This window comes from Paenibacillus sp. FSL W8-0439 (assembly GCF_038008995.1).
GTDB classification, from domain to species: domain Bacteria; phylum Bacillota; class Bacilli; order Paenibacillales; family Paenibacillaceae; genus Paenibacillus; species Paenibacillus polymyxa.
Window position 1 is genome coordinate 208,471 of sequence record NZ_JBBPAK010000001.1, and the last position, 16,777, is coordinate 225,247.

Here is a 16,777-nt window from a genome sequence, read left to right on the forward strand (position 1 = left end):
CAATAGGAGGAATACTTACGATGAACAAGCATACGAAAAAATGGGGCTCAGCACTGCTGGCAGCGGGAATCTTAGCAGGGGTTGCGGTCGTTCCCGTTTCCTATATTGAGGCAGCTTCGACCAAACAGCAGCAAGCGACAACACAGCAACCCGGGATCGCCATCCAATGGAATGGTAAAACGTTGGCCGCTAAAGGTGTACAAGTGAACGGGAACACAATGATTCCAGTGGCAGCACTGCGTGATAGTTTGGGAATTCCGGTGAGCTATGACACCAAGGAAGGGACATATACAGTGGGGAGCGGGTACAACAAGCTCTATATCGTGGTCTCCTCCTCGGATGCCTATGCCAATGTGAACGGGATCAACACGCGCAGCATGGATGCCAAAATGATCGCCGGGAAGCTATATATTCCTATGAGTCTGCTGAAAGACTATCTGGGTATCGATGCGCAGTGGAATGCAACTCAGAAAACAGTAACATTGAGTAAAAGCCAGCTAAATCCGATCACAATTGCATCTCAGACGCTTCCAGCTTCGAGTAATGCAAAGGTATCCTATAAGATTAAGTATCCGCAAATCAGCGGCAGCCAGCTGAATCCTGAGGCTCAACAGGCCATTAATAATGTGCTTAAAAAGCATGCAGAGACAGTATTGGCAGCAGGCAAAAAGATGGTGGCAGAGGGAGAGGTTACAGCAGAAAGACCGTATGATTTCGAAAATGATTTTGCAATTGCCTATAATAAGGACGGTATTCTAAGTGTGATTATGCAGGACTACTCGTATACAGGTGGCGCACACGGTATGACGGCACGTAAAGGATATACGTTCTCGCTTGCTGATGGTAAGCAGTTGCAATTGTCTGATGTATTGAAGGCAAATCCTAACTATAAAAAGTTCCTGAATACTGATTTGAAGAAAAAAATTGATGCGCTCCAGGCTGGCGAAGGGTTTGAGAAATTTAAAGAGTTGGCCGCAGATCAGAATTTTTATGTGACCAACAGTGGAGTAACCATCGTGTTTGATTTGTATGATTATGCGCCATACGCTTATGGAATTCCGGAGTTTACTTACTCGTTCGCTCAACTGCTGCCTCAGGGCGGTAAGCCTTTTGCGGGACAAAATCAATAATCTGGATTAGTTATATATTGAAAATTAATAGTAAATAAAAAAGACTGCCTACCGAATACGAAAATCCGAGGCAGCCTTTTTATTTACCAGCTATTCAGAAGAAAACCACTTTTCTTATACACCTTCTGGAGAGGAGCTAGTTAACACTTTATCAATAATACCGTATTCCTTGGCATCATCAGCGGACATGAAATAGTCACGGTCTGTGTCTTTTTCGATGCGTTCCAGTGGTTGACCTGTGCGATCTGCGAGAATGCGGTTCAACTTGTCACGCATTTTCAGAATGCGACGGGCGCGAATTTCGATATCCGTTGCCTGTCCTTGTGCACCGCCTAGTGGCTGGTGAATCATAATTTCACTGTTTGGCAAGGCAAAACGTTTACCTTTGGCACCTGCATTCAGCAAGAAAGCACCCATGGAAGCAGCCATACCTACACAAATGGTAGATACGTCAGGTTTAATGTATTGCATCGTATCGAAAATGGCCATACCAGCTGTGATGGAACCGCCAGGGCTGTTAATATACAAGTGAATGTCTTTTTCAGGATCTTCAGCAGCCAAAAACAGCATTTGGGCAATAATTGAGTTGGCTACAACGTCATTGACGTCCGAGCCCAACAAAATAATGCGATCCTTCAACAGTCTGGAATAAATGTCATAGGCGCGTTCGCCGCGGTTACTTTGTTCTACTACCATAGGAACATAGCTCACGTCAAAAAACCTCCCTTAAATCGTTAGTGGATTTGGTGGATATGCCGAATACACATCCCTATTTATAAACTGTTACCGTATTAACCACATGATAAACAATTTCAAACAAAAAGTCAAAGAAAGTCAAACTATTGATTAAAAAAAAGAACGCTTAGCGCTCTTTTTGGTTAAAAACATCATATGGAACATTTAGCCAATCGTATAAAACGACGCGCCCGCGAGGAATCGAACCTCGATCTCAGGCTCCGGAGGCCTACGTCATATCCGTTGGACCACGGGCGCAAAGATGAATCATTACAAGCAACCAACTAATTAATTGGAAACAAAGATGATTATATGATATACGGCATTGAATTGCAAGCTTTTATTACGTGCGCATATTCACATAAAAAGTTGAGAAATATAGGTTCAGATAGACTTGCATGTGAAGCAAATATTGGGTAAGATATACGTGGGACTTAAAAAGTTATCCCGGGACATTTTAAGACCAGTTAGAGATATAGCATAGAGACAGAACTTAGAAGTGTGCGGGAGTGGAAAGCATGCGAAAGATATTAGAAATACAGAAGCAGCTTCTGCCCGACCTCATGGATGTTTTGAAAAAAAGGTACACGATCCTGCATCAGATTATGCTGTCCGAAGTTATCGGACGCAGAACACTGGCAGCTTCACTGGATATGACCGAGCGCGTACTGCGCGCTGAGACTGATCTCCTTAAAGCGCAAGGGCTAATTGAGATTGAGAGTGTGGGCATGAAGGTGAGCAAAGCAGGACTGGATCTGCTGGAACAGCTGGAGCCGATCGCGAACAACTTGTTCGGCCTGTCCCAATTGGAGGATCAGATTCGTCAAGCCTACGGTTTGAGGAAGGTGGTTGTCGTTCCAGGGGATTCGGATGCTTCACCGTTAGCGAAGCAGGAGCTGGGCCGTGCTGGCGCAAAGGCGCTGCTGAGTGTTATGGATGACGAGGACGTGGTCGCTGTAACAGGTGGCACGACGATTGCAGATGTGGCGGAACAACTGGCATTACCTGCTAACGGCCCGCTTAAGGGCGGATGGTTTGTACCGGCACGCGGGGGTTTGGGAGAGAGCATGGAAATGCAGGCAAATACAATTGCCTCCACGATGGCTCGCAAGGTCGGCGCTCAATACCGTCTGCTCCATGTACCGGATTTGCTCAGCAATCATGCTTACAACTCCTTGCTTGAGGATACGAATATTCAGGATATATTAAGCCTGATTCGAGAGAGTCGTATTATCATTCACGGGATAGGCAACGCAATAGCAATGGCCCACAGACGCAAGCTTGACCCTGAAACCTTTGCCCAGATCAGCAATGAGGGTGCGGTCGCCGAATCGTTTGGTTATTATTTTAACGAAGACGGCGTCGTTGTTCACAGAATGCTGACGCTCGGACTCCGTTTGGAGGACATCAGGCGTACGGAGACGGTGTTAGGTGTGGCTGGAGGCAAGAGCAAGGCTGCTGCTATTCATGCAGTATTGCGTTTCGGACAGGAAGACATTCTTGTCACCGACGAAGGCGCTGCTGCCGAGATTGTAAGCCGTTATTTAAGAGATTGATAAGGTTTTTTAATTGTGTTGTCTTGACAGGCTTTCGGGTCTGTCTTGAATATATAAAACTAAACTAAACGAACTTTGGGAGGAACTCACTCATGACAGTTAAAGTTGGTATTAACGGTTTCGGACGTATTGGACGCCTTGCTTTCCGCCGTATTCAAGACGTAGAAGGTATTGAAGTAGTAGCAATTAACGACTTGACAGATTCCAAAATGCTGGCACATCTGTTGAAATATGATACAACACAAGGTACTTTCCAAGGACAAGTAGAAGTACATGACGGTTTCTTCAAAGTAAACGGTAAAGAAGTTAAAGTTTTGGCTAACCGTAACCCTGAAGAATTGCCTTGGGGAGACCTGGGCGTAGACATCGTTCTGGAATGCACAGGTTTCTTCACAACTAAAGAAGCTGCTGAGAAACATTTGAAAGGCGGCGCTAAAAAAGTTGTTATCTCCGCTCCAGCTACTGGCGACATGAAAACTGTCGTTTACAACGTAAACCATGAAATTCTGGACGGAACTGAAACTGTAATTTCCGGTGCTTCTTGCACAACTAACTGCTTGGCTCCTATGGCTAAAACACTGCAAGACAAATTTGGTATCGTTGAAGGCTTGATGACTACAATTCACGCTTACACTGGCGACCAAAACACTTTGGATGCTCCACATGCTAAAGGTGACTTCCGTCGTGCTCGCGCAGCAGCTGAAAACATCATTCCTAACACTACTGGTGCTGCTAAAGCAATCGGTCTGGTTATCCCTGAGCTGAAAGGTAAATTGGATGGTGCAGCTCAACGTGTTCCAGTACCAACAGGTTCCCTGACTGAGCTGGTAACAGTTCTGGAGAAAAACGTAACTGCTGAAGAAATCAACGCAGCGATGAAAGAAGCTTCCGATCCTGAAACTTACGGATACACTGAAGATCAAATCGTTTCTTCTGACATCAAAGGTCTGACTTTTGGTTCCCTGTTTGATGCAACTCAAACTAAAGTTCTGACTGTTGGCGACAAACAACTGGTTAAAACTGTAGCTTGGTACGACAACGAAATGTCCTACACTGCACAATTGATCCGTACGTTGGAATACTTCGCTAAATTGGCTAAATAAGAATTCCTTATCGAGCAACATCATAGAGCGGAAACAGGTGTTATTGTTTCCGCTCTTTATATATCAAAATGTGCCTTAAATTCCTGTTTCGTAAAATTATAAGGGTGCGGAGGAATATGGAGATGAACAAAAAGAGCGTACGTGATATAGAACTGAATGGAAAACGGGTGTTTGTTCGTGTAGATTTTAACGTTCCGGTTGAGGATGGTAAAATTACCGATGACAAGCGTATTCGCGAAACCTTGCCAACCATTAACTACCTGATTGAAAAAGGTGCAAAGGTTATTTTGGCGAGTCACTTTGGACGTCCAAAGGGTCAAGTTGTTGAATCCATGCGTCTGACTGCTGCTGGTGTGCGTTTGTCAGAACTGCTTAATAAGCCTGTTGTTAAGGTGGACGAAGCAGTTGGCGAGGCTGTTAAAGCGAAAGTGGCTGAACTGAAAAACGGCGATGTGCTATTGCTTGAAAATGTACGCTTCTACCCAGGAGAAGAGAAAAATGATCCTGAACTGGCGAAGCAATTTGCTGAGCTGGCTGACATTTTCGTGAATGATGCTTTTGGTGCAGCACACCGTGCTCATGCTTCTACAGAAGGTATCGCGCATCTTCTTCCGGCTGTTTCCGGCTTGCTGATGGAAAGAGAGTTGTCTGTTATTGGTAAAGCCCTGTCGAATCCAGATCGTCCTTTTACAGCCATTATTGGCGGTTCCAAAGTAAAAGACAAAATCGACGTAATCGACAACCTGCTGAACATTGCAGATAACGTAATTATTGGCGGCGGTTTGACTTATACATTCTTCAAAGCTCAAGGTCATGAAGTGGGTCAATCTTTGCTGGATGAATCCAAACTGGACGTAGCTCTTGGATTTATTGAAAAAGCGAAGAAGCTTGGCAAAAACTTCTACCTTCCTGTGGATATCGTTATTTCTGACGATTTCAGCGCTACAGCGAACACGAACATTGTGGACATCGACGGCATTCCTGCAGATTGGGAAGGCGTGGATATCGGACCGAAAACTCGTAAAATCTATGCAGATGTTATCAAAAACTCCAAATTGGTTGTTTGGAATGGACCAATGGGTGTATTTGAAATCGAGCCTTTCGCTGGCGGTACTCGTGAAGTAGCGGAAGCTTGTGCTACAACAGAAGCATACACCATCATTGGTGGCGGTGATTCTGCGGCTGCGGCTGAAAAATTCCACTTGGCTGACAAAATGGATCACATCTCCACTGGCGGCGGCGCATCCCTGGAATTCATGGAAGGCAAAGCACTTCCGGGTGTTGTTGCACTTAACGATAAATAATCAAACGCATTACGCGTAATAAAGGCTTTAGGGCACCTAATAGTTAGGAGTTGAAACCATTGAGAACACCGATTATCGCGGGTAACTGGAAGATGTTCAAAACCGTACCAGAAGCTAAAACCTTCATCGAAGAGATCAAAGGTAAAGCAGAGGTTGCAGGAGTGGAGAGCGTTATATGTGCTCCATTTACAAATCTTCCTGCTCTGGTTGAAGCAGTAAAAGGTACATCTATTAAAATCGGCGCACAAAACCTGCACTTTGCAGAAGATGGCGCATTTACAGGTGAAATCAGCGGCGGAATGCTGAAAGATCTGGGCGTAGACTACGTTGTGATCGGACACTCCGAGCGTCGTGAGTATTTCAACGAAACAGACGAAACGGTGAACAAAAAGGTTCATGCAGCATTCCGTCATGGATTGACACCAATCGTATGCGTAGGCGAAAAGCTGGAAGACCGTGAAGCAGGTCAAACCAAAGAAGTTGTAAAAGTGCAAACTGTAGCAGCTTTTGCTGGTCTGGCTAAAGATCAAGCGGCACAAGTTGTAGTTGCTTATGAGCCAATCTGGGCCATCGGAACAGGCAAATCCTCCACTTCGCAGGATGCGAATGAAGTGATTTCCTACATCCGTAGTTTGATTAAAGAGCTGTATGATGAAAATACAGCAAATGCTGTACGTATTCAGTACGGTGGTAGTGTAAAACCTGAAAATGTTACTGAGTACCTGGGTCAAAGCGATATCGACGGCGCGCTCGTGGGCGGTGCCAGTCTTCAACCGGCGTCGTACATCGCGCTTGTTGAGGGGGCGAAGTAAGATGACAGCACCAAAACCGGTAGCTTTAATTATTATGGACGGATTCGGACTGCGTGACACTGTGGAAGGCAATGCGGTTGCACAGGCCAATAAACCGAATTACGACCGGTATTTAAAACAGTATCCACATACTACTTTGACGGCTTCTGGTGAAGCGGTGGGTCTGCCGGAAGGACAAATGGGTAACTCCGAAGTAGGTCACTTGAACATCGGCGCAGGCCGAATCGTATATCAAGATTTGACTCGTATTTCGAAGTCCATCCGTGAAGGCGAGTTCTTCGACAATGAAACATTGGTTAAAGCCGTGCAGCATGCGAAGAAGAACAACACTAAACTTCACTTGTACGGACTTCTGTCCGACGGTGGTGTGCATAGCCATATCAGCCATCTGTTCGCTATGCTGGATCTGGCTAAAAAAGAAGGATTAACCGAAGTGTACATTCATGCTTTCATGGATGGACGTGACGTTATGCCTGATAGCGGCGTAGGCTTTATGCAACAACTGGTCGCTAAAATTCAGGAAGTGGGCATTGGCCAAATTGCAACCGTACAAGGACGCTATTATGCAATGGACCGCGACAAACGTTGGGAACGTGTTGAGAAATCTTACCGTGCAATCGTATACGGTGAAGGTCCTCAATATACCGACCCACTCGAAGCATTGAAGGAATCGTATGAAAAATCAGTGTTCGATGAATTCGTGGAGCCAACTGTTATTGTGAAGGCTGATGGAAGCCCTGTAGGGCTGGTTGAAAGCAATGACTCTGTCGTATTCCTGAATTTCCGTCCTGACCGTGCGATTCAATTGTCTCAAGTATTTACCAATGAAGATTTCCGTGGTTTTGACCGTGGGCCACAATGGCCTAAAAATCTGCACTTTGTTTGCCTGACCTTGTTTAGTGAAACGGTTGGAGGCTTTGTTGCCTATGAACCGAAAAACCTGGACAACACGTTTGGCGAAGTGCTGGTACAAAACAACAAAAAGCAATTGCGTATTGCTGAGACAGAAAAGTATCCGCACGTTACTTTCTTTTTCAGTGGCGGACGCGATGTGGAGCTTCCTGGCGAAACTCGTATTTTGATCAACTCGCCTAAAGTGGCTACATATGATCTGCAGCCTGAAATGAGTGCGTATGAAGTAGCGGATGCTGCTGTTAAGGAAATCGAAGCCGACAAGCATGATGCGATTATCCTGAACTTTGCCAATCCGGATATGGTTGGACACTCCGGTATGCTGGAACCAACAATTAAGGCAGTAGAGACGACGGATGAATGTGTTGGACGTGTTGTAGATGCAGTTAAAGCCAAAGGCGGCGTGGCAATTATCATCGCTGACCATGGTAACGCGGATATGGAAATTGATGAGCAGGGACGTCCGTTCACAGCTCACACAACGAATCCGGTTCCGTTCATTTTGACTGACGAAAATATCGTTCTACGTGAGCATGGAATTCTGGCTGACGTAGCTCCAACGCTTCTGGATTTGATGCAACTTCCGCAACCTGCGGAAATGACAGGAAAATCTATGATTGCATCCCGCAAGTAAGCTTGATTTAATAAGTATAGGCTTGACCAATAAATTATGAATTACAAAGGAGATTAAGTACAAATGACTATTATTTCTGACGTGTACGCTCGCGAAGTCCTCGACTCCCGTGGTAACCCTACGGTTGAAGTTGAAGTATATCTGGAATCCGGTGCGATTGGTCGCGCTATCGTTCCTTCTGGTGCATCCACAGGCGCTCACGAAGCTGTAGAGCTTCGCGATAACGACAAATCCCGTTACCTGGGTAAAGGTGTTCTGCAAGCAGTTAAAAACGTGAACGAAATTATTGCTCCTGAAGTAATCGGCTTGGATGCTGTGAACCAAGTAGAAATCGATACACTGATGATCAAATTGGATGGTACTCCAAACAAAGGTAAACTGGGTGCAAATGCAATTCTGGCTGTATCCATGGCTGTCGCTCGCGCTGCTGCTGAAGCTCTGGGCTTGCCACTGTACACTTACCTGGGTGGATTCAACGCTAAACAATTGCCAGTACCAATGATGAACATCGTTAACGGTGGTGCTCATGCCGACAACAACGTTGACGTACAAGAATTCATGGTTCTGCCTGTAGGCGCTCCTACATTTAAAGAAGCTCTGCGTGTTGGCGCAGAAATCTTCCACAACCTGAAATCTGTACTGAATTCCAAAGGCTTGAACACAGCTGTTGGTGATGAAGGTGGTTTTGCTCCTAACTTCAAATCCAACGAAGAAGCTCTGTCCACTATTATCGAAGCAATCGAAAAAGCTGGTTACAAACCAGGTGTTGACGTATTCCTCGGTATGGACGTTGCCTCCACTGAGTTCTTCAAAGATGGCAAATACACTTTGGAAGGCGAAGGCAAATCCTTCACTTCTGCTGAGTTCGTTGACCTGCTTGCTTCTTGGGTTGATAAATACCCAATTATCACAATCGAAGATGGCTGCTCCGAAGATGACTGGGAAGGTTGGAAATTGCTCACTGAAAAACTGGGCAACAAAATCCAATTGGTTGGTGACGACCTGTTCGTAACTAACACTGAGCGTCTGGCTAAAGGTATCGATGAAAACATCGGTAACTCTATCCTGATCAAAGTAAACCAAATCGGTACGCTGACTGAAACATTCGATGCTATCGAATTGGCTAAACGCGCAGGATACACAGCTGTAATCTCTCACCGTTCCGGTGAATCCGAAGACAGCACAATTGCTGATATCGCTGTTGCAACAAATGCAGGCCAAATCAAAACTGGTGCTCCTTCCCGTACTGACCGTATTGCGAAGTACAACCAATTGCTCCGCATTGAGGATCAACTGGGCGAACTGGCTCAATACCATGGCCTGAAATCTTTCTACAACCTGAAAAAATAATATTGCGAAAAATGCTGACAGCGTCTTAGATCGATGGTTTATGATCACGAAGTCTGACGCTCGAAGCTTTTACGCATGAATTAAACAGACCTGCTCGCTATATGCAAGCAGGTCTGTTTTTTGTTATGAATAATGTATCTTTTATCTACAGAAGCTTAATGGCTAAGTGTCTTACTGTAGCTGTTGTTATCTACTGGAAGCTGTGGTAGAATAAAAATAGTGTTTTGCGTTAATTTCCGGCTATTTAAAGCATGATATGTGCATGTTTTCATAAAAGAGGCTGTGTTGTTTTGCAAAACAGATGTATAAGCTCAGGAGGTGGGATTTTTCATGGAAATCTTTTTGAAAGTGCTGCTCGTTGTATTCTCGATTGCTGTTATAGCGGTTGTTTTACTGCAAAAGGGGAAAAGCGCAGGTTTGTCCGGTGCCATCTCTGGCGGTGCTGAGCATCTGTTCGGCAAGACCAAAGCTCGCGGTATGGATTTGATTTTACAACGCGTAACTGCTGTTTTGGGTGCATGTTTTATGATCGTTTCCGTTTTGGTTGCATTTTTCGCAAAATAAGATAAGTATATACCTTAAGCCTTCGTTTCATGGGAAACGGGGGCTTTTTTGGATTTTGGACAGGCAGGGATGCCGTCGATTAAATTCGTGTATACTAGGGTATGAGTATATTAAGAGCCTTGTATCAGGAACAAGGAACATGCGGATTTATTACTGAAAATTAAAGGTCACCCGAGGTGGACAAAATTATGATAACAGAGCAACAACTACTTGATTTCATGCGCGAGACCGCATACAAGCCTATGACATACCAGGAGCTGGAGCAACATTTTGATGTTAAGGATGCAGAAGAGTTTCGTGAATTCCTTAAGCTCTTGAACGCATTGGAGGAAGAAGGGAAAATTCTACTGACCCGCACAAACCGTTATGGTGTTCCAGAACGGATGGATTTGCAGCGCGGGCGTTTGCAGGCCCATGCCAAGGGCTTTGCTTTTTTGATTCCAGAGGACCGGGAGCACCCGGATGTGTACATTCATGCCAACGACTTAAAGAGCGCAATGAATGGAGATACGGTACTGGTAAGAGTGACGTCAAAGGGACCTGCGGGTGGCCGATTAGAAGGCGAAGTTGTGCGAATCGTGAAGCGCGCAGTGCTTCAGGTAGTCGGTGTGTTTCAGAGCCACGAAGCATATGGTTTTGTTTTGCCTGATGATAAACGTATTAATCGGGACATTTTCATTCCTAAGGACAGCTTCAACGGAGCTGTGAACGGGCAAAAGGTCGTCGTACGTATTGTGAGCTATCCAGAAGGACGTGCAGCGGCGGAAGGCGAAGTGCTGGAAGTGCTGGGTCATAAGGATGATCCGGGCGTTGACATCTTGTCCGTTATTCGCAAGCATCAGCTCCCGGAAGCCTTTCCGGATGAAGTGATGGCGGAAGCGGATCAGGCTCCTGATGCGATTACGGAAGAAGAGATCATACGTCAAGGACGGCGTGATTTGCGCGATAAGATCATTGTTACCATTGACGGTGAGGATGCCAAAGACCTCGATGATGCGGTTAATGTAGAGCGTTTGCCGAACGGAAACTACCGTCTGGGCGTTCATATTGCTGACGTAGGGTATTATGTGCGTGAGAATTCCAAGCTGGATCAGGAGGCATATAACCGCGGTTGTAGTGTGTATTTGGTTGACCGCGTCATTCCGATGCTTCCACATCGACTTTCAAACGGAATATGTTCATTGAATCCTCAGGTGGATCGACTGACTTTATCCTGTGAGATGGAATTCAATGAGCATATGAAGGTCGTAAAGCATGATATTTTCACCAGCGTGATTAAAACAAAGGAACGGATGACCTACACGAACGTTCGCAAAATCCTCGAAGAGGAAGATGCAGAACTGATGGAACGCTACAAGGACCTGGTTGATGTATTCCGTACGATGAAGGATTTGGCGTTGAAGCTGCGTGCAAATCGGATGCGCCGGGGTGCGGTTGATTTTGATTTTGATGAGGCCAAAGTGATTGTAGATGACGAAGGCAAAGCTGTCGATATTGTGAAAAGGGATCGTACGATAGCCGAACAAATTATTGAAGAGTTCATGCTGGCGGCCAATGAAACGGTAGCCGAACATTTTCACTGGCTTAAGGTACCGTTCTTGTACCGAATTCATGAGGACCCCGATCCAGAGAAGCTGCAAAATTTTATGGCTTTCGCAGCTAATTTTGGTCATCAGATCAAAGGTCGAGGAAATTCTATTCATCCGCGTGCACTGCAAACATTGTTGGAAGACATTCAGGGCACGAAGGAGCAAACGGTGCTTAGCACGATGATGCTGCGTTCGATGAAGCAGGCAAAGTATGATGCAGAGTCAACAGGACATTTTGGACTGGCCGCGGAGTATTACTCTCATTTTACATCACCGATTCGTCGTTACCCTGACTTGGTAATTCACCGTGTTATTCGTGAGGTGTTGGAGAATGGCGGGGCTTTGACAGATGAGCGTCAGGAATACTTGACTGCACGCATGCCAGACATTGCTCAGCAATCGTCCGAGCGTGAACGTGTGGCTGTGGATGCAGAGCGTGACACAGAGCAAATGAAAAAGGCTGAATACATGCTGGACAAGGTTGGCGAGGAGTTCGAGGGGATCATCAGCAGTGTAACCAGCTTTGGGATGTTCATTGAGCTAGACAACACTGTCGAGGGTCTGACGCGTCTGAGTGCACTTACGGACGACTATTATCATTTTGACGAGCAGCATATGGCGTTAATCGGAGAACGCACCTCTAAGGTGTTCCGCATTGGGGATGAGGTTAAGGTTCGCGTCGCACGTGTGAATATGGAAGATTACACAATTGACTTTGAACTCGTCGATATGAAGCAACGGCAACGCCGTGAACGGACGGGTGGATCGGGCCAGGGCGGAGATTTTGTACGTGGCGAGGGCCGCGGTAAAGGCAGGGGCCGAGAAGGACGTGACCGCAAGGGCGGCAAGGACAAGGCTGGTAGAGAGCGTAAAGGCGGTCGTGAGGCGGCTGGAAAGCCTAAAGAGGGCGGTAACGGAGGCATCAGCACCGCAGGGCGTTCAGGGCGCGGCAGTGCTAATGGAGCAGGAGCTGGTTCAGCTAGCAGCTTCGGCTTTGGCAGTGGCAAGGGCGGGTATAACTCGCCAGCAACGGGTGCAAGCAAGCGACGGAAGAAGACGTCTGCCAGCGGGATCTTCATTGGTGATGCAGCTACCCCAGGTAATGATGCCAAATCAGGCGGTGAAGGCGCAGCACGTCGCAAGCGGAAAAAAAAGGGCGCTAACGGTGGGAATAGCACCGCTGGGTTTGTACGGAAAAAGAAAAAGTAGGTTGAACCAACTTACTTTTTTAGGAGACTAGAGCTTCTCAAGAGCAGTAGATCATGCTAAATGAGGCTTAGGTATATGAGCGGTTTCTGTCTGTAGCAATGGATAGAAGCCGCTTGATTTTAGTGTGCTATTGGGGTAATTAGAAATGTAGAAGCCTTGACTTTTCTTGCTTTTACCATCCGAAATTTGTTACAATATATTTCTAGGGTAGCTCATTGTAGCGAGATTTCTAGATTGAATTAAGTTATGTATAAGGAGTGGTATTCATGGGTAAGAAGGCAGACGGGAAAGTGCTCGCCCAGAACAAAAAAGCTTCCCATGACTATTTTATTGAAGACACCTACGAGGCGGGCATGGTGTTAACGGGAACAGAGATTAAGTCTCTGCGGAATGGTCGCTCTAATATAAGCGATGCTTTTGCTACGATCCGTAATGGCGAAATTCATATTCACAATATGCATATCAGCCCTTTTGAACAAGGTAATCGTAACAATCCGACTGATCCGACGCGTACGCGTAAGTTGCTGCTGCATAAAGAGCAGATTCGTAAGCTTATTGGTCTCTCGAAACAGGAAGGCTACACCATCGTGCCGCTCAAAATTTATGTTCGCAACGGTTATGCCAAACTGCTACTTGGACTGGGTAGAGGTAAAAAGCAGTATGATAAGCGCGAAACAGCTGCCAAACGTGATGCACAGCGTGATATCCAACGTGCACTAAGAGAGAAGCAAAAAATTGCAAGATAAGTTACTGCTGATTAGAATGGTACAAATTACGTGGATAAGTTACATGTTCCTGTAATGGTGCTATTTTATCAAGCTATAATGGCTTCAATCCGTTTCGTTATGACATGTAATATGTTATACTAACGAAGTAGTAATTTTTCAATGCATCTTGATTTAACATGGTTCGAGTGTTGAATCTTAGGATTCAGCTTTTGATATTATGCACTTATGCTCCGGTATTTCCGGATTTATCCGTGGAGCCCTTTTATAATAAGGGGGCGTTTATGGATTCGACGGGGATAGTTCGAGCATGGGTAGCGGGTAGTGGGGACGCGTCCACTTCATCAACGCTAAAGCCTATTAAACGGCAAACAACAAAACAACTACGCTTTCGCAGCTTAATAACCTGTGAGCGTGCTCCTCTCCTGCATCGCCCATGTGCCGGATGTAGGGGCTAACCTATAGTGGGATACGCTGTCACATCTCCGCCTGGGGTGTGCTGAAGAAGACAATCAGGCTGACCCAACGTATAGCCGGTTACGGGGCGATACTCGGGTGACATCAAAACTGTGACTACACCCGTAGAAGCTTATGTGTCGTTATCTTCGGACAGGGGTTCGACTCCCCTCGCCTCCATTTGAAAAACCCGCTCATTGAGCGGGTTTTTGCTTTTTAATGAGTTCGATTGTGGACCATGTGTAACTTCAACTCTACAAACCCCCATTATCCAAACCGCTTGATAAAATCATTTTTATTATGGGAGCGACCTTTCCAAGTCATAATAACTGCTTTTATTCTGAGCAAGGAAGGATTCAATTCGATCCATTGTCCGTTCCGATATCAATCCCCTTCTCCATATTAATTTCAGAAATATACATTGAAAATAACACATGGGATGGTTCTTTCTGTAAACAAACTCTCTATTCTGGCCGATACATACATAAGATGGGTTATTGTTAAATATGCCCTTTTGCTTTTATATTTTGAATTAAATACTTATCTTTTTTACGAAGAAGGGACTAACCCTATGAGCTATATGGACGAGCATATTTTAAGTCTCAAAAATAGGCTTAATTATGATGTTGCATCTAATAACGTAAATACGAGTCTTTCTCAAACTGCTATATCCGAACGGGATCAATCCGTTTTCGGGAAAAATCAGGCGTTGCGGTTAGGTGATGAGTTCATTACGTTGGAATTGAGGATGATTTTGGACGGACAAATGCAGGTAAGCGTGCCGAAATCTTTTAGCTTGATGCCGCTGGAGCAGGCCCAATTTAAGTATCCTTCGGAGTATCGTCCAGAGGTCATTTATACCTCGGAGGATGGAACGGTGAATATCACCTTTAATCGGACAGAATCCACTTTGGCAGACGAGGAGCTTTCTGATTTTGTGGAGCAAATGGCGGACACTTTGCGAGCTGTACAACCGATCCGTAACTGGTTGGGCACTCAAGTGATCGTAAATCATTGCGGTCTGTCCATTGGAGTGATCCGTTTTATAGCTGCAGGCGTGGATACGAATTTGTACAACGAAATCCTGCTGTTCACCCATGCAGGACAGGTGATGATGGGGACGTTTAACTGTACGGAATCGGACATGGAGGTATGGATACCTGTAGCGGAAAATACAGTGCAGTCGCTTCATGCAGTTTCATTGCCCTTACAAACTACGCTTGAGAAAGGAGCGGATTCGCTATGAGTCTGGGCTACGATAATATCCAAATCCAGCCTTACGAGCTGGTTGAGCTGGAGCAGCTTACCCTCACGAAGAAAATCAACGAGCATACTCGGCTCTATTTTACAGGGATCATCCCGGAAGAGATGCAAGACAGCTATGTGGAAACGACGGAAAAGAACACGGTGATTGAGGTAAGCCAGCAGAATGAATTGGGTGAAAGTAAGCCGCTATTCAGCGGGATTGCGCTATCGGTCGAAGTGAAGGTTGTGCGGGATGTGTACTATCTGGAGGTAGAGGCGATATCCCATACTTATCGGATGGATATTCAGCAACGCACCCGTTCTTTTCAATATACCAAAATGACGATTCCTCAGATGCTGGAGCAGATTGGTAAGGATTATGAAGGGTTGGATGTGATTGATGGAGCGACAGGTGGAGAGCCCATTGGACGGATTGCCATTCAGTATCAGGAAACGGATTGGGCTTTTTTAAGACGCATGGCTTCCCGCTATCATACGAGTCTGATGCCTGTGGCGCGTTTTGACAGTCCTAAATTTTATTTTGGCATTGAAGACAGCCCTGCACAGACCGTGCTAGATCATACCCGTTATACGGTACGCAAGCAGATGCTGCCTTTTCGCTACTTTCAGGAAAATGAGCAGGCGAAGGTGAACGAAAATGATTTTATTTTTTATGAGGTGGAGACAGACGAGGTGCTGGATCTGGGCGCTCAGTTGACCTTTCAGGGACACAGTTTGTATGTCATTGAGGCTTATACGGAGATGAGGCAAGGGCTGTTGCGGCATCAATATGTGCTTGCCTCGTACAAAGGCTTACGGCAGAAAGGCTATTATCAGGAAAAGCTGGCGGGTGCTTCATTAGGCGGGGTGGTCGTAGACGTACGTCAGGATCAGGTACGTATCCATCTAGATTGCGACAAGAAGCAGGCGGTCGATCAAGCGCATTGGTTCAATTATTCGACGGTGTATAGCGGCGGGGGACATACAGGCTGGTACGTAATGCCGGAGAAAGGGGACCCGGTTTCACTCTATTTTCCGGGCAGCCGTGAAGAGGATGGGGTAGCAGGCAGTGCAGTCCGACGTGCAGACAGAGGAAGCGGGCATAACAAGTTTTCCAATCCGCAGATGAAAATATGGCGAACACCTCATGGAAAAGAAATTCGTTTGGGACCGGATGAACTGGTCGTGACGGGTAAAGATGGTGCTATTTTTATCAAGCTGGACGATAAGGAAGGCATTCATATTATGAGCAATAAAAAGGTAAGTATCTCGGCGGGTGGTAATCTGAGCTTGTCGGCTGGGAAAACGATGAATTTGTCGGCAGGCAGCGAGCTGCGTATGGATTGCAATGGCAGTCATATTCAATTGAGTGGATCAGCGGATATGAAGGGCAGTGAAGTGAAGTCGAATTAGGCTGTAGGGCAGCGGACGAATGACATCAGCCTGTAGATAT

General features: G+C 45.9%; 13 protein-coding genes, 1 tRNA gene and 1 other RNA gene. 13 read left to right on the forward strand and 2 right to left on the reverse strand.

Annotation, left to right across the window (positions count from 1 at the left end; translation table 11 throughout):
- Positions 1–20 precede the first annotated feature (20 nt).
- Positions 21–1,130, forward strand: a complete 1,110-nt coding sequence (locus MKX36_RS00915; RefSeq protein ID WP_340864050.1) for a PdaC/SigV domain-containing protein — start codon at positions 21–23, stop codon at positions 1,128–1,130.
- 114 nt (positions 1,131–1,244) lie between these two features.
- Here MKX36_RS00915 and clpP read toward each other — a convergent pair whose 3' ends face one another.
- A complete protein-coding gene (gene clpP, locus MKX36_RS00920) occupies positions 1,245–1,841 on the reverse strand; it encodes an ATP-dependent Clp endopeptidase proteolytic subunit ClpP (RefSeq protein ID WP_013368815.1) in 597 nt (198 codons plus the stop codon).
- Between the two features lie 210 nt (positions 1,842–2,051).
- A tRNA-Arg gene (locus MKX36_RS00925) sits at positions 2,052–2,123 on the reverse strand.
- 260 nt (positions 2,124–2,383) lie between these two features.
- Here MKX36_RS00925 and MKX36_RS00930 point away from each other — a divergent pair.
- From MKX36_RS00930 to MKX36_RS00985, 12 genes are all read left to right on the forward strand, one after another.
- Positions 2,384–3,421: a sugar-binding transcriptional regulator gene (locus MKX36_RS00930; protein WP_017427871.1), complete on the forward strand. Its 1,038-nt coding sequence runs from the start codon at positions 2,384–2,386 to the stop codon at positions 3,419–3,421.
- Between the two features lie 92 nt (positions 3,422–3,513).
- Positions 3,514–4,524, forward strand: coding sequence for a type I glyceraldehyde-3-phosphate dehydrogenase (gap, locus tag MKX36_RS00935; protein ID WP_017427870.1), 1,011 nt, complete (start codon positions 3,514–3,516; stop codon positions 4,522–4,524).
- Between the two features lie 122 nt (positions 4,525–4,646).
- Positions 4,647–5,828 carry a phosphoglycerate kinase gene (locus MKX36_RS00940; protein ID WP_016820125.1) on the forward strand — a complete coding sequence of 394 codons (1,182 nt, stop codon included), beginning with the start codon at positions 4,647–4,649 and terminating at the stop codon, positions 5,826–5,828.
- A gap of 59 nt (positions 5,829–5,887) precedes the next feature.
- Positions 5,888–6,640, forward strand: a complete 753-nt coding sequence (gene tpiA, locus MKX36_RS00945; RefSeq protein ID WP_013308264.1) for a triose-phosphate isomerase — start codon at positions 5,888–5,890, stop codon at positions 6,638–6,640.
- Position 6,641: 1 nt separating this feature from the next.
- Positions 6,642–8,186, forward strand: a complete 1,545-nt coding sequence (gene gpmI, locus MKX36_RS00950; RefSeq protein ID WP_340864051.1) for a 2,3-bisphosphoglycerate-independent phosphoglycerate mutase — start codon at positions 6,642–6,644, stop codon at positions 8,184–8,186.
- Positions 8,187–8,249: 63 nt separating this feature from the next.
- The gene (gene eno / locus MKX36_RS00955; protein ID WP_013368821.1) at positions 8,250–9,536 is read left to right on the forward strand and encodes a phosphopyruvate hydratase; all 1,287 of its coding nucleotides are present in this window, start codon (positions 8,250–8,252) and stop codon (positions 9,534–9,536) included.
- Positions 9,537–9,866: 330 nt separating this feature from the next.
- Positions 9,867–10,100 carry a preprotein translocase subunit SecG gene (secG, locus tag MKX36_RS00960; protein WP_013368823.1) on the forward strand — a complete coding sequence of 78 codons (234 nt, stop codon included), beginning with the start codon at positions 9,867–9,869 and terminating at the stop codon, positions 10,098–10,100.
- Positions 10,101–10,288: 188 nt separating this feature from the next.
- Positions 10,289–12,898: a ribonuclease R gene (gene rnr / locus MKX36_RS00965; protein ID WP_340864052.1), complete on the forward strand. Its 2,610-nt coding sequence runs from the start codon at positions 10,289–10,291 to the stop codon at positions 12,896–12,898.
- A gap of 266 nt (positions 12,899–13,164) precedes the next feature.
- On the forward strand, positions 13,165–13,644 hold the full coding sequence (gene smpB / locus MKX36_RS00970) for an SsrA-binding protein SmpB (RefSeq protein WP_007428162.1): 480 nt from the start codon (positions 13,165–13,167) through the stop codon (positions 13,642–13,644).
- 253 nt (positions 13,645–13,897) lie between these two features.
- Positions 13,898–14,262: a transfer-messenger RNA gene (gene ssrA, locus MKX36_RS00975) on the forward strand.
- Positions 14,263–14,650: 388 nt separating this feature from the next.
- Positions 14,651–15,325: a hypothetical protein gene (locus tag MKX36_RS00980; protein WP_340864053.1), complete on the forward strand. Its 675-nt coding sequence runs from the start codon at positions 14,651–14,653 to the stop codon at positions 15,323–15,325.
- The gene (locus tag MKX36_RS00985; protein ID WP_039276512.1) at positions 15,322–16,737 is read left to right on the forward strand and encodes a contractile injection system protein, VgrG/Pvc8 family; all 1,416 of its coding nucleotides are present in this window, start codon (positions 15,322–15,324) and stop codon (positions 16,735–16,737) included. Before MKX36_RS00980 ends, MKX36_RS00985 begins: the two co-directional genes overlap by 4 nt.
- The last annotated feature ends 40 nt before the right edge of the window (positions 16,738–16,777 follow it).

Coding starts and splice junctions, on each gene's coding strand:
- MKX36_RS00915 (WP_340864050.1), top strand. CDS start 21: ATGAACAAGCATACGAAAAAATGGGGCTCAGCACTGCTGGCAGCGGGA.
- MKX36_RS00930 (WP_017427871.1), top strand. CDS start 2,384: ATGCGAAAGATATTAGAAATACAGAAGCAGCTTCTGCCCGACCTCATG.
- gap (WP_017427870.1), top strand. CDS start 3,514: ATGACAGTTAAAGTTGGTATTAACGGTTTCGGACGTATTGGACGCCTT.
- MKX36_RS00940 (WP_016820125.1), top strand. CDS start 4,647: ATGAACAAAAAGAGCGTACGTGATATAGAACTGAATGGAAAACGGGTG.
- gpmI (WP_340864051.1), top strand. CDS start 6,642: ATGACAGCACCAAAACCGGTAGCTTTAATTATTATGGACGGATTCGGA.
- eno (WP_013368821.1), top strand. CDS start 8,250: ATGACTATTATTTCTGACGTGTACGCTCGCGAAGTCCTCGACTCCCGT.
- secG (WP_013368823.1), top strand. CDS start 9,867: ATGGAAATCTTTTTGAAAGTGCTGCTCGTTGTATTCTCGATTGCTGTT.
- rnr (WP_340864052.1), top strand. CDS start 10,289: ATGATAACAGAGCAACAACTACTTGATTTCATGCGCGAGACCGCATAC.
- smpB (WP_007428162.1), top strand. CDS start 13,165: ATGGGTAAGAAGGCAGACGGGAAAGTGCTCGCCCAGAACAAAAAAGCT.
- MKX36_RS00980 (WP_340864053.1), top strand. CDS start 14,651: ATGAGCTATATGGACGAGCATATTTTAAGTCTCAAAAATAGGCTTAAT.
- MKX36_RS00985 (WP_039276512.1), top strand. CDS start 15,322: ATGAGTCTGGGCTACGATAATATCCAAATCCAGCCTTACGAGCTGGTT.